Genomic DNA, 12,803 nt, shown 5'->3' on the forward strand with positions numbered 1-12,803 from the left:
AACTCGTTGGGCGGGCTCACGCCCGCCCGCGGGTGAAACAGGAATCCGAAAGGCGGGCTTGAGCCCGCCCTACGAGAACTAGAGTGCACCGAATCGGCTTGATAGTTGGTCTTGCATTCTGCGGCTGCTCGAATGAGCCGGAGATGGCGGGATCTGTCACCCCCAAGGAGCAAACGCTGGTCATTGACCATGCCCTGCCTGCATATGGCGGCAGATTGCTTGGCATTGACCGAGGCGAGTGGGGTGGCAGCCTCCTGTTCGAAGACGAGGCCGGGAACCGCACTTCCATTCTGGATGAGAACGTTCACGGGATTGTTGAGAACTCCGCAGGCATCTTTGCGTTTACGGGCCTGGCACATTTGCAGATCAATGACGGATATATCTATGTCATCACCAAAGAGCCGGACGAGCGCATTTACGCCACCATGCTTGGCAAGCTTCCAGGCTCACCAAGCCAAGTCACGCCACTCGGGCAAGGCATGACGTCTTTTCTTGTCTTTACCGGTTTCCGCGACAACGCTCCCTACTTCGAGTGCTATTCCTTGATTGGACGCGTTGTTGCCCGCTCCAACCACTGCTCACCGCCGAAGAATTCGTAGACCCCGTAGGACGGGCTCAAGCCCGCCTGCGGGGAAACAGCCATCCGAACGGCGGGCTCGAGCCCGCCCTATGAGATCTATCAATGAAGACTCTTGTCGTTCCACCCGCAGCCCAACGAGACGAGAAGGCCGTCCAGCTCCTCAGCGCATGGGCGGCGGAGAGAGGTCTGCACTGCACGATGAATATCGGCATGTGGCACGACAGCGGCCGCGACGAGCCAACCGCCTGGGGCATTCTCCTTTCGGACGTCGCCCGCCATATCGTCAACGCACTGCAAGAGCAATACGGCCTCGATCCAAGTGACACACTTGCGGACATACGCCAAGCATTCGACCGGGAACTGGGTGACCCGACCTCGGATGTAGAAGGGGCGTTCCACCATGGCCACACGTAGGCCTGACAACCCATTCAAGTCAAAGAACTCGTAGGGCGGCTCTACGAGAGCACAGGCGTCAGGCCGCACAGACGCGCGGAAGTAATCAATCTATAGAGAAGGACCACCATGGCCAAGTACCTGATCTCCTTCCCCAGCGCGGCGATGGTGGTGCCCAACGGCGAATGGGAAGCGGTGGGCCGCGATGCGCACGCCGTGATCGACGAAGCGAAGGCCGCCGGCGTCTACGTGTTCGGCGGCGGCATCGACGAAGACGTGCCGCCCGTACTCGTCTCGGCCGATGGCGCCGTGGCCGAGGGCGGCTACCCGTGGGCGCCTACGCTGGATGGTGGCTTCACGGTGCTCGAACTGCCCTCGCGCGAGGAGGCCGTGGCGTGGGCCGCGCGCATCGCGAAGGCCTGCCGTTGCGACCAGGAGCTGCGCGTGTTTCAGTTCGACCCGCAGTCCTGAGAGCCGGGTGCGCCCGGCGCACCGCATCATCCCGACCTGCGCCAGGGCGCGTCCTGTCGACTGGAAGGGCGTAGTCTCCCGTCATGGCAGCCGGGTGCGTCGTCAGTCCTGGCCCTTCTCCAACACCGAGTCACCTGACAGTTCGTTCGAGCAGAGGCCGCTCCGCCGCTCGGCTTCCTTCTGGCGCCAGGCGTCTTCGCAGATTTGATGCGGTTGATACATCACTGGAGAGCGCCATGCCCATCGTGTCACCTGTCGACCAGGGTGGTTTTTCCATCCGGCTCAGCTCCGCTGCGATGCTGCTGGCGCTGGCCGGTTGCACAACACATCAGGTGTCCAGCACACCTACCCACGAGCAACTACTGACCGAAGTGGCCTGTGTGGACGTGCCTGCAGGCGAGAAGCGACCCGAGTTCGGCTGCTTCAACGTTGCCACAGTCACGGGTCTGGAATTCAGTCAGCCCAGCGTTTACTGGCATCTGCACACGTTTGCGACCAGAAAGGCTGCAGAGGCGGCGAAGAGTGCGACCGGAATCGTGGTGGAGGAAGACGGGCGCGCATGGCTCTCCGAATTCGGTCCCCAGGACGCCGCTCCGCAGGGAGGTGAAGCCATCGCCGTCGTCGGCCCGCTGCAGCTTCCCTCCGCAAAGAACTACGCTGCGGTGCTCTCTTACGCCGTCATGCGGCCCGGCGACAGTTCCAGGGTGCATACACACCCGGGACCCGAAGGCTGGTATGTGCTCGCGGGTGAGCAGTGCCTGGAGACGCCGACGGGCGCGAACAGGGCTTCGGCCGGGGCCACCATGACGGCACCACCCAATGTTCCGATGGAATTGAACGTGACCGGTACGGAGCTGCGGCGGGCGTTCGCTCTCGTCATCCATGATTCGACCCAGCACAGAGGGATCCCCTCCTCCTGGAAACCATCCGGGGCATGTCGTCGGTAACCCGCATAAGCGGTAGACCCGCCTGGAACAGCGCGACGTAGGGCGGGTCTTGACCCGCCGATCAATCGCACCGTCTTCGGCCTCCGCAATCCATGCAAGCCGGGCGAGAACCATAGGTGGGCTTCAGCCCACCGTACGAAAGCAATGCTGGCATGCGGTGGGCCAAGGCCCACCCTATGATGGCTGCAGGGAACCAACTCCGGGATGGGATCGGACGGATGAAACGACTCGGCACGCTGCAAGCCATCCTGATCGGCGGCGCCATCGGCGGGCTGGGCGACATCGTGTTCGCCATCGGCATGGCCATCGCGCGCGGCGATACCGCGGTGCATCTGCTGCAGATCGTGGCCAGCGGCGCGCTGGGGCAGGCGGCGTTCGAAGGCGGGATGCGCACGGCCGCTCTCGGGCTGGCGCTGCATTTCCTGCTGTCGTTCGGCTGGGCGGCGCTGTTCGTGCTGGCGGCGCGGGCGATGCCGGCACTGCTGCGGCGGCCGCTGGTGTCGGCGATCGTTTACGGCGTGCTGGTGCTGCTGGCGATGCGGCTGGTGGTGCTGCCGCTGTCGGCCTTCCCCTTCCCGTCCGGGCTCGCGCCATCGTGGCCGCTGCTGCTGGACCTGCTCTCGCACATGTTCCTGTTCGCGCTGCCGATCGTGCTGGCGGCGCGGCGGATGCGGGCGGCGTAGACGGCGGCATCCGGGGTACCGGGACAACGGGGGCCGAAAGGCGTCCGGGCGCAACGTCCATGGGTGCCCGCCTGCGCGGGCATGACGGTACGGGCGTCAGGGTTTGCCCGGCGGCGGGTGGGCGGTTCGGCATCCCACCTGATTGCGTTGGAACGCCGGCCTTTTAGCTCGGAGCGCCGGTCTTTTTGACCGGAGCGTCGGCCTTTTTGCTCGGAGCGCCGGCTTATTTGGTTGGAGCGCCGGCTTATTTGGTTGGAGCGCCGGCTTATTTGCTCGGCGCGCGGGCCTTTTAGCTCGGAGCACCGAGCTTTTTGGGCGGAGCGCCGGCCTTTTTGCTCGGCGCGTCGGCTTATTTAGTCGGAGCGCCGGCTTATTTGCTCGGAGCGCGGGCCTTTTTGCTCGGAGCGTCGGCCTTTTTGCTCGGAGCGCGGGCCTATTTGCCCGGAACGCCGGCTTCTTGCCCGGCGCGCGAGGGGTTCTACGCCGCCCGCTCCCGCTCCGCCATCCAGCCCGCGGCGACTTCCCGCGCATGCGCCGGGTCGTCCACCACCAAGACCAGCCGGTGGTCGTGGTCGCTGTAGAGCACCTCGATGTTCACGCCGGCGGCAGCCATGCGCGCGGTGAGCGCGCCCAGCTGGCCCGGGGTGGCCTGGTCCAGGCGCTGCAGCACCACCTCGCGCACCGCGGCGACTTCGATACCCACGGCTTCGAGCGCGCTGCGCGCCGCCTCGCCGTCCTCGAACAGGAAGTGGCCGACGCCGCGGCCATCCACCACCCAGGCGCCGCCGCCCTCGATGCTCACGCCGGCTGCCCCGAGTGCGGCGCCCATGCGCGCGAGGCTGCCGGGCACGTCGTCGAGCATCACCGTCACGTCCTTCATCGCCCGTCGCCGCCGGTCGCGATCTCCGGCTGGTGCGCGATCGGCACGCTGCAGGAATTGGCGATGAAGCACAGCGCATGCGCGCGCGCGTGCAGTTGCGCCGCCAGCGCCGCATCGCTGCCGGCGGCGATGCGCACGCGCGGGTGCAGCGTGACCGATTCGAAGCGCCCGCCGCCGCCGGGTTCCGTCCGCATCACCGCCTCGGCGGCATCCTCGTAAGCCTCCACCACCACGCCGGCCTGCGCGCACAGCGACAGGTAGAACAGCATGTGGCAGGCCGAAATCGCGCCAAGCAGCAGGTCTTCCGGATTGTGTCGCGCAGGATCGCCGCGGAAGGCCGGGTCGGAGCTGCCCGCCAGGTCGGGCTTGCCTTCCACGTGCATGCGGTAATCGCGGCTGTAGCCGGCGTAGCGCGCGGTGCCGGTGCCGAGGTTGCCTTCCCACGCGACGTGCGCGCGGTACTGGTGTTGCTGTGTCATGCGGAAGTCACCGTGCTGGCCTGGGCGCACTATCCGCATGGCGGCGTACGGATGCTTCGACTAGCATCGAAGCATGTCCGATGCTGGCCAGCTCGCCGCGCTCGCCGCCCTGATCGGCGACCCCACCCGTAGCCGCATGCTGGCCAGCCTGATGTCGGGCCAGGCGCTGACCGCCACCGAGCTGGCCGCGGAAAGCGGCGTGTCGGCCTCCACCGCGAGCACGCACCTGGCGCGGCTGACTGCCGGTGGCGTGCTGGAAGTGCGCGCGCAGGGCCGGCATCGCTATTTCAGGCTCGCCGATGCGGACATCGCAGCGGCGCTGGAGGCGTTGATAGGCGCGGCTTCGGCCGCGCCGCGGCGCAGCTTCGGTCCGGCCGATCCGGCGCTGCGTGCGGCGCGCGTGTGTTACGACCACCTCGCCGGCGAAGCGGGCGTGCGCCTGCATGATGCGCTGCGCGCGCATGGACTGTTGCAAGCCGATGGTGGGGCATTGACGGATGCCGGTGAAGCCTGGTGCCGGCGCCGCGGCCTGGACCTGGACGCGCTGCAGTCATCGCGTCGCCCACTGTGCCGGCCCTGCCTGGACTGGAGCGAACGCCGCGATCATCTCGCCGGTGCGCTGGGTGCGGCCTTGCTGCAGGACCTGCTCCGACGCGGCCATGCGCGCCGCATTCCCGGCAGTCGTGCGCTACGGCTGGACCGTACGGGGCTGCGGTTCGTCGAATCGTTGGCGTGAGGCTTCTGCTGAACCCCTTTCCCCGCGTGGCGGGGGAAGGTTGGGATGGGGCGCCTTGCGTACGGCTGAAAAAGCGAAGGGCGCCTGCGGCGCCCCTCAGCCCAGCCCTCTCCCGCAAGCGGGAGAGGAGCATTTTTCAGACACGTAGGGCGGGCTCAAGCCCGCCTGCGGGTAGCAAGAATCCGAAAGGCGGGCTTGAGCCAGCCCTACCGTCAACCGCCGCAGGCCTGGCCTTCCAGCTTCATCTCGGCCGCGAACATCGGGATCGGCTGATAGCCGCCCTGCTTCGCCGCCGCCTGCATCTCTTTTAGATACAGGCGCGAGCGGCCCTGCGCGTCGAGCTCGGGCGGGGTAGCGTCAGCCGGCTTGCGCCAGACCCGGACCACCGCTTTCTGCGACGGACAGGCGGCGCTAGGGACCTGGATCAGGTCGTTGAACTTCCATCCGCCGGCCTCGCTGGGTTTGGCCTTGGCGAACTCCACGAAGCGCGCGCGCGGCTGGCAGTTCGGGCTGGTGCGGACCAGCGCGAACTTGTAGGGCTCCGCCGCGTTGCCGGTGAACATGCCTTCCATCCGCGCACAGGCTTCGGGGATCTGGCGCAGCGTGTGCAGGGCGTTGACCGCCTGCGGGGTGCCGGCCTCGCGCTTGATCTCGGGGGCGGGTTCGGCCGCCAATAGCGGGTGGGCGATGGCCAGGGTGAGGATTGCGATCAGGGGGGTGGCGCGCATCCGTCAGGTCCTTCGAAAAACAGGGCCGCAGGCTGGCACGGGGCGGCTGAACACCCCTTCGACGGGGCTTCCGGCTGGACCGGCCCGCGCCGGGAACTCGCTTCCTGTCGCCTGCAGGGCCTGGCCCTCCGCGCAAGTGGGAAGGGAGAGGCGCTGCGGGCACAGGCGGGCCCGAGCGTGCCCGGGACGAGGGGTCCGGGGGAGGTCGGATCCGGGCACGCTCGGGATCTGCGCGGGCACGGGGCGCAGCACGCTGCGCCCTTGCCCCAGGTGCTAGCGCGCGTTGGCGTGGATCGAGACGGCGCCTTCGGTATTGGCGGTGACCACGTCGACCTTGCCGTCGCCGGTCAGGTCCGCAAGGGTGATGGCGCGCGGCGCGCCGCCGGTGTGGACGCGTTCGATGGCCGAAAATGCGCCACTGCCGTCGTTGCGCAGCACCGTGACCGTGCCGTTGTTGGTGTTGGCAGTGGCGATGTCGGGCGCACCGTCGCCATTGATGTCGCCAACGACCAGGGACCATGCCCACGGCCACAGCCACGCGCACGCCGGCTCGCAGCTGGCCACGTCCTGATCCAGGTAGAGCGGGAAGTGCACGGCTGCGTCAAAGCCGCCCTTGGCGTTGCCGGTCAGCAGCGAAACGGTTTGCGCGGTGTGGTTGAGGCTGACCAGGTCCGGGTGCTTGTCGCCGGTCACGTCGACCGCGGCCACGGCCACCGGCCCGAAATCGGTGGTCAGGTGGACTGGGGCGCCGAAGCCGCCGGCACCGTCGCCGGCCAGCAGCCGCAGGCCCGGATCGCCGAAATCGAAGTGGGGAACGATGAGATCCGCGATGCCGTCGCCGGTGGCATCGGCCGCCGCGATCGAACTCGGATCCCTTGCGACCCCTTCGATCTGGATCTGGCCACCGAAGCCGCCGCGGCCATCGCCGGGCAGGATCGAAATGCTGCCCAGGTCGGGGGGCGTGCAGTCGGGATCTCCGGGCAGGCAGAAATAGGGCACGTTGGCCGTGGCGATATCCAGATGGCCATCGCCAGTGAGATCGGCCACCGTCACCGCGCGCGCGCCCTGGGATTGGAGCGCTATCTCGTAGCGATGCGGATCGGAGAACCCACCTTCTCCATCGCCCAGCAGGACCGACACCGCGTTGGGGCCGCCGTGGACGACGAACAGATCCATCGCGCCGTCCGCGTTGGCATCGCCGCCGGCGATCCCGGCGGCGGAGTCCGCATCGAGATCGAAATGCCGCGGCGCGGCCAGCCCGCCCGAGCCATCGCCCAGCTGCACGGCCACTTTGACCCTGCCGTCCACTGCGGTGCCGGCGGTGGCCACGTCCGGTCGGCCATCGCCGTTGAAGTCGCCGCCCACCAGCGACTCGGCGTTGAGCTGCAGCCTGGTATCGAAATTTCCCCATCGGCCGACATGACCGGCTCGGTCGGTGGGCAGGATCGCCACCATCTCGTGGGTGCCGACCGCGACGTTGGTGACGATGTCCGGCCGCCGGTCGCCGGTGACATCGGCGATGGCTACCGGATCGGGGGCCCCGCCCGCGCCGGGGATGTCGACCGGGCCTGCGAACCCGCCTGCGCCGTCGCTGGCCAGCAACGTCAGGATCCGGTCGACGGGCCGCCCGGCCACGATGTCCGCATGGCCATCGCCGGTGACGTCGCCCACCGCCACCGATTCCGCGCGGCCGAGGGTCTGCTTCCCCAAGGACAGCAGTTGCGCGGCACCGAAGCCACCGGCGCGCTTCCCGGCCAGTACCGAAACCGAACCGGGGGTGTCGTAGCCGGCATCGCCGCCGGTCTGGTTCGCGGTGACGATATCCACGCGGCGATCGCCGGTGACCTCGGCGACGGCCAGCCGCAGGACGCTGACTTCGGGCCCTGCCGACAGCAGCACCGGCGCATGGAACTTGCCCCTGCCATTGCCCGCCAGCAGCGACACGCCGGCATCGAGCCCGGCGCTGAGGATGTCCGGGTAGCCATCGCCGGTCGCGTCGGCGACCACTACCCCGCCGGCGAAGGCGGCGGTGGGAAACCGCGCCGGCTCCGAGAATCCGCCCTTGCCGTCGCCGAACAGGACCGAGACCGCCTGGTCCATGCCGTCGCCGGTGACGATGTCCTGGCGCCCATCCCGGTTCAGGTCGCCCACGGCCACCGATGACGGCTCGTCGCCGGTACCCAGCTTGACCCGGATCGGTTCGGCGAAGCGCCCTGCGCCCTGGCCGACGAACACTTCGAGCGTGTCGCGGCTGAAGCCGGCCGCGACGATATCCGGGTACCGCTTGCCGACCAGGTGGCCCACCGCCACCTCGACCCGGTACAGGCTGGCCTCGCCGGCGCTGGCAATCGGATAGTAGACGGCGTCGGACACCCGGCCCTTGCGGTCGCTGAGCACCACGCCGACCGTCAGGCTCAGTTCGTTCCCGGTGACGATGTCCGCCGTGCGGTCGCCGGTCAGGTCGGCCAGTGCCAGCGACCGCGACAGATCGCCCTCGATCAGCAGCTGGCGTTGCGCGGTGGGCAGCAGCCACCCGTTGCCGGGCCTCGGGGGCTTGCTGGCGGCCGTTCGGACCGCGCTCGCGCCGGGTGAAGCCGAGGGCTGCGCGGTGCTCTTCACTGGCGCATTCGCCGGCGCCGCGGACGCCATGGCCATGGCACACAGGGCGGCCACGGTGGTGGCCAGTCTGACCGGATGAATCATGGGGGATTCGCCTCTTTCGTTGGGCAGCGGACGAGGCTGCGGCGAACGGCTCGGGAATCCACTCCAAAATGATGACGAACGCGCTACAGGTGCACTGATCGGCTCGCGAATCAGCGGATCGGCGGGCCCCGGGCGGCACCCTGGACCACTTCGTCGGCGCTCAGCGAACGGCCAGGAGCCCGTCCGGCGCGCTTGTGCGCGGCGCTTCGGGCATGGCTGGCAACGGACGTTCGCCGGCGAGCCTGCGGGCATTCGCGGCTGCGTCCCGCCATCCCCGGTGATCGCCGAGGGCCTGCGACAGGCGCACCTGCAGCATGGCCGCGTCGTAGTCCTGCCCGGCCCAGGGGCCAATCCGCTCGGCCAGCGCCGATGCCTCGGCGAATGCGCCCCGCTCGATCAGCCAGGGCAGATACGTGGTGGCCACGTCCACGATCCGGGCCGGAGTGCCCGCGGCTTCGGCGCGCGCCAGCGCCCGGCGGTAGGCGAGCCCGGCTTCCGGTTGCCTCCCATAGGCTTGGGCCGCCAGCGCCCGGATCAGCCAGGCGTCCATCGTGTCGTCTGCGGCGACCATCGCGACGATCGCGTCCGGGACCGGCGCGCCCGCCGCCAATCCCAGCTGCAGCCGCTGCCGCTGCAGCCGGCGGAGCAAGGCCGGATCGGCGTCCACCCGCCCATCGGCCAATGCCCGGTCGGCGAGCTTGAGCGCAGCGCCGAGATCGCCGCTCCGCCAGGCCAGTTCCGTGCGCAGCAGGCCGGCGCGGCGATCGCCGCCTCCGGCCCTCTGGCCATCACCGCGCGCGGCGAGCAGGGTGCGGGCTTCGTGCAACCGGCCGCTGCCGAGCAGGGTCTCTGCCAGGCCCACCGCCAATGCAGACCGGTCGGCGGCGCCCGGGACCCCCTCGCGCAGCGCCCATGCGCTGGTGGCGTGGCGTCGGGCCTGTGGCCATTCCAGCAGTTGCCGGTGCAGCGAAGCCAGTTCGGCGTGGGTGGCCGCCTGCCCTGCATCGGTGCCTGCGAGCGGATCGAGCGCCCCGGGATCGCCGGTATCGCCGTCGACGAATGTGTTCAACTCCGAACTCGGGTCATGCCCCGGAGCGCCACCTGCCCCGCTACTGCGTTGCTCCAGGACACCAAGGTTGGCGTTGACCCACCCCAGCGAACGCAGGTCGCCGCTGCGGGCCAGGAGCGTGCGCGCCCGCTGCAGGTCTTCCTGCGCCGCGTCGAACTTGCCCAACGCGATCCGCGCCACGCCGCGACCGTTGCGGGCCCGACCAAGCAAGGCTGGCTCGGCCCGCATGTCGATCAGGCCGATGGCTGCGCTGAAGTCCTGTTCGGCATCGGCGTGGCGGCCCAGCCGGATCTCGAAGCGCGCGCGCTGCACCAGCGCGCGGGCGCGCAGATGCGGGTCGCCGCGACCGCCTTGTGACTCGAGCAGATGGTCCAACGCCACCAGGCCACGCTGGTGACGCCCGGCCAGGAAATCCTGCTGCGTCTGCAACAGCACCTGCTCGGGGTCCTCGCGCACCGGCATGGACACGGGCCCGCCCAGCAGACCCCAGGCAGCCGTGGCGACCAGCATCAACGCCGCCGCCAGCCCTTGCCGTTGCCAGCGCTGCGGCTGCAGCGGCAGCGCGCTGGATGCGGCCGGCCCGAACGACAGCACCTGCACCGTCTCCGGCGGCGCATCGGATTCGCGGGTTTCCCCCACCCAGTGGAAGCCGTATCGCGGCACGGTGCGGATCAAGCGCTGATGGCGGCCATCGTCGCCCACCACGCGCCGCGCGCGCAGGACCACCTGACCCAGCTGGGCGTCCGAGACGTTGTGGCGGCCGAACACAGCCTGCGCCAGCTCATCGCGACTGACCGCGCGCTCGCGCTGCTCGATCAGATGCTGGAGGCATTCGAAGCATCGCGCCGGCATCGCGACGGACTTGCCGTTCCGCCGCAACTCGCGCGTCCCACAGTCGAGTTCGAAGCCGGAAAAGCGATAGACGTTGGCCACGGGAACAAAGGCACGCCGGGTCCTGAGGCCATCGATGATGGGCGCGCCTGCCGGCGCAGTCAACCGCGGCCGGGGTAGCGTTGCCACCCGCGAGCACGGGCGTGGTTGGCGGCGACAGGGGCCTGTGCAATAGTCCGGGGGTTTGCCGCCTTTGGCATCACTCTGGGAGGGGTCACATGCTGGAGCAGTACGGTTTGGTCCTGGCGCTGGTCTGCGCCGTCATCGCGATCGGGTACGGCATGTATTACGCCGGCTGGATCAACAAGCAGCCCGCGGGCAACGCGCGCATGCAGGAAATCGCCGGCGCGATCCAAGAAGGCGCACGCGCCTACCTCAACCGCCAGTACACCACCATCGCCATCGCCGGCGCGGTGCTGTTCGTGCTGATCGGCCTGTTCCTCAAGTGGCCGACTGCGATCGGCTTCCTGCTCGGCGCGGTGCTCTCGGGCGCGGCCGGCTATATCGGCATGAACGTGTCGGTCCGCGCCAACGTGCGCACGGCCGAGGCCGCGCGCAGCGGCATCGGCCCGGCCATGGATGTCGCGTTCAAGGGCGGCGCCATCACCGGCATGCTGGTCGTGGGGCTGGGCCTGCTGGGCGTCGCTGGCTACTGGCTGGTGCTGGAGAAGATGGGCATGGCCAGCGCGGACGCGCTGCATGCGCTGGTCGGCCTGGCGTTCGGCTCGTCGCTGATCTCGATCTTCGCGCGTCTGGGCGGCGGCATCTTCACCAAGGGCGCGGACGTCGGCGCCGACCTGGTGGGCAAGGTCGAAGCCGGCATTCCCGAGGACGACCCGCGCAACCCGGCGGTGATCGCCGACAACGTGGGCGACAACGTCGGCGACTGCGCCGGCATGGCCGCCGACCTGTTCGAGACCTACGCGGTCACCGTGATCGCCACCATGCTGCTGGGCGGGCTGATGATGGCCGAGGCCGGCCGCAACGCGATCCTGTACCCGCTGGTGCTGGGCGGGGTGTCGATCATCGCTTCGATCATCGGTACCTACTTCGTCAAGGTCGCCGAGGGCGGTTCGATCATGGGCGCGCTGTACAAGGGCGTGATCGTGTCGGGCGCGATCGCGGCGGTGTTCTTCTGGTTCGTGACCGGCTCGATGATGGGCGATTCCGCCTACGGCACGACCAACCTGTTCCTGTGCGCGCTGATCGGCCTGCTGCTGACCGGCGCCATCGTCTGGATCACCGAGTACTACACCGGCACCCAGTACAAGCCGGTGCAGCACGTGGCCCAGGCCTCCACCACGGGCCACGGCACCAACATCATCGCCGGCCTGGGCGTGTCGATGAAGTCGACCGCACTGCCGGTGATCGCGGTGTGCTTCGCGATCTGGGCGTGCTTCTCGTTCGCCGGACTGTATGGCATTGCCGTCGCCGCGACCGCGATGCTGTCGATGGCCGGCATGATCGTGGCGCTGGATGCCTACGGCCCGATCACCGACAACGCCGGCGGCATCGCCGAGATGGCGGAAATGCCGCCTGAGGTGCGCGCAGTCACCGACCCGCTGGATGCGGTGGGCAACACCACCAAGGCGGTGACCAAGGGTTACGCGATCGGTTCGGCCGCGCTGGCCGCGCTGGTGCTGTTCGCCGATTACACCCACAACCTGCAGGCGGCGCACCCGGGCACGGTGTTCGCATTCGACCTGTCCGACCACACCGTGATCATCGGCCTGCTGATCGGCGGCCTGATCCCGTACCTGTTCGGCGCGATGGCGATGGAAGCCGTGGGCCGCGCGGCCGGCAGCGTGGTGGAGGAAGTGCGCCGCCAGTTCCGCGATATCCCCGGGATCATGGAAGGCACGGGCAAGCCGCAGTACGACAAGGCGGTCGACATGCTGACCAAGTCGGCGATCAAGGAAATGATCGTACCGTCGCTGCTGCCCGTGGCCGTGCCGATCGTGATCGGCATGCTGCTGGGGCCCAAGGCGCTGGGCGGCCTGCTGATCGGCACCATCGTCACCGGCATCTTCGTCGCGATCTCGATGACCACCGGCGGCGGCGCCTGGGACAACGCCAAGAAGTACATCGAGGACGGCAACTTCGGCGGCAAGGGCTCCGAGGCGCACAAGGCCGCGGTCACCGGCGACACTGTCGGCGATCCCTACAAGGACACCGCCGGCCCCGCGATCAACCCGCTGATCAAGATCATCAACATCGTGGCGCTGCTGATGGTGCCGCTGTTG

General features: G+C 68.8%; 11 protein-coding genes and 1 pseudogene. 7 read left to right on the forward strand and 5 right to left on the reverse strand.

Annotated features, from left to right (window positions below; all coding sequences use genetic code 11):
• The first annotated feature begins 83 nt into the window (after positions 1–83).
• The 5 genes from MC380_RS16800 to MC380_RS16820 all read left to right on the forward strand — a co-directional run bounded on the left by MC380_RS16800 (position 84) and on the right by MC380_RS16820 (position 3,074).
• Positions 84–599 carry a hypothetical protein gene (locus MC380_RS16800; RefSeq protein WP_242166094.1) on the forward strand — a complete coding sequence of 172 codons (516 nt, stop codon included), beginning with the start codon at positions 84–86 and terminating at the stop codon, positions 597–599.
• Between the two features lie 83 nt (positions 600–682).
• The gene (locus MC380_RS16805; RefSeq protein ID WP_242166096.1) at positions 683–994 is read left to right on the forward strand and encodes a DUF5076 domain-containing protein; all 312 of its coding nucleotides are present in this window, start codon (positions 683–685) and stop codon (positions 992–994) included.
• Between the two features lie 108 nt (positions 995–1,102).
• A complete protein-coding gene (locus tag MC380_RS16810; RefSeq protein ID WP_242166098.1) occupies positions 1,103–1,444 on the forward strand; it encodes a transcription initiation protein in 342 nt (113 codons plus the stop codon).
• A 236-nt stretch (positions 1,445–1,680) separates the two neighbouring features.
• Positions 1,681–2,391 (forward strand): cupin domain-containing protein, encoded by a 711-nt coding sequence (locus MC380_RS16815; RefSeq protein WP_242166100.1) that lies wholly within the window; start codon positions 1,681–1,683, stop codon positions 2,389–2,391.
• A 218-nt stretch (positions 2,392–2,609) separates the two neighbouring features.
• Positions 2,610–3,074 (forward strand): hypothetical protein, encoded by a 465-nt coding sequence (locus tag MC380_RS16820; RefSeq protein WP_242166102.1) that lies wholly within the window; start codon positions 2,610–2,612, stop codon positions 3,072–3,074.
• 478 nt (positions 3,075–3,552) lie between these two features.
• Here the strand turns inward: MC380_RS16820 and MC380_RS16825 are convergent, their stop codons facing one another.
• Together MC380_RS16825 and MC380_RS16830 are read right to left on the reverse strand one after the other, a co-directional pair.
• Positions 3,553–3,954 (reverse strand): hypothetical protein, encoded by a 402-nt coding sequence (locus MC380_RS16825; protein WP_242166103.1) that lies wholly within the window; start codon positions 3,952–3,954, stop codon positions 3,553–3,555.
• Entirely contained in the window at positions 3,951–4,433 is a 483-nt protein-coding gene (locus MC380_RS16830) for an OsmC family protein (RefSeq protein ID WP_242166105.1), read from the reverse strand. Before MC380_RS16830 ends, MC380_RS16825 begins: the two co-directional genes overlap by 4 nt.
• 73 nt (positions 4,434–4,506) lie before the next feature.
• Here MC380_RS16830 and MC380_RS16835 point away from each other — a divergent pair, with 73 nt between their 5' ends.
• Positions 4,507–5,169: a winged helix-turn-helix domain-containing protein gene (locus MC380_RS16835; protein WP_242166107.1), complete on the forward strand. Its 663-nt coding sequence runs from the start codon at positions 4,507–4,509 to the stop codon at positions 5,167–5,169.
• A gap of 212 nt (positions 5,170–5,381) precedes the next feature.
• Here the strand turns inward: MC380_RS16835 and MC380_RS16840 are convergent, their stop codons facing one another.
• From MC380_RS16840 to MC380_RS16850, 3 genes are all read right to left on the reverse strand, one after another.
• On the reverse strand, positions 5,382–5,897 hold the full coding sequence (locus MC380_RS16840; protein ID WP_242101430.1) for a hypothetical protein: 516 nt from the start codon (positions 5,895–5,897) through the stop codon (positions 5,382–5,384).
• Between the two features lie 273 nt (positions 5,898–6,170).
• Positions 6,171–8,600, reverse strand: coding sequence for a VCBS repeat-containing protein (locus MC380_RS16845; RefSeq protein WP_242166109.1), 2,430 nt, complete (start codon positions 8,598–8,600; stop codon positions 6,171–6,173).
• Positions 8,601–8,760: 160 nt separating this feature from the next.
• Entirely contained in the window at positions 8,761–10,602 is a 1,842-nt protein-coding gene (locus MC380_RS16850) for a winged helix-turn-helix domain-containing protein (protein WP_242166112.1), read from the reverse strand.
• A gap of 176 nt (positions 10,603–10,778) precedes the next feature.
• On the opposite strand from MC380_RS16850, the pseudogene MC380_RS16855 reads away from it, so the two are divergent.
• A pseudogene (locus MC380_RS16855) lies at positions 10,779–12,803 on the forward strand (sodium-translocating pyrophosphatase); the annotation flags it as partial.

Source organism: Lysobacter sp. M15 (assembly GCF_022662515.1).
Classification (GTDB): Bacteria; Pseudomonadota; Gammaproteobacteria; order Xanthomonadales; family Xanthomonadaceae; genus JAKPBU01.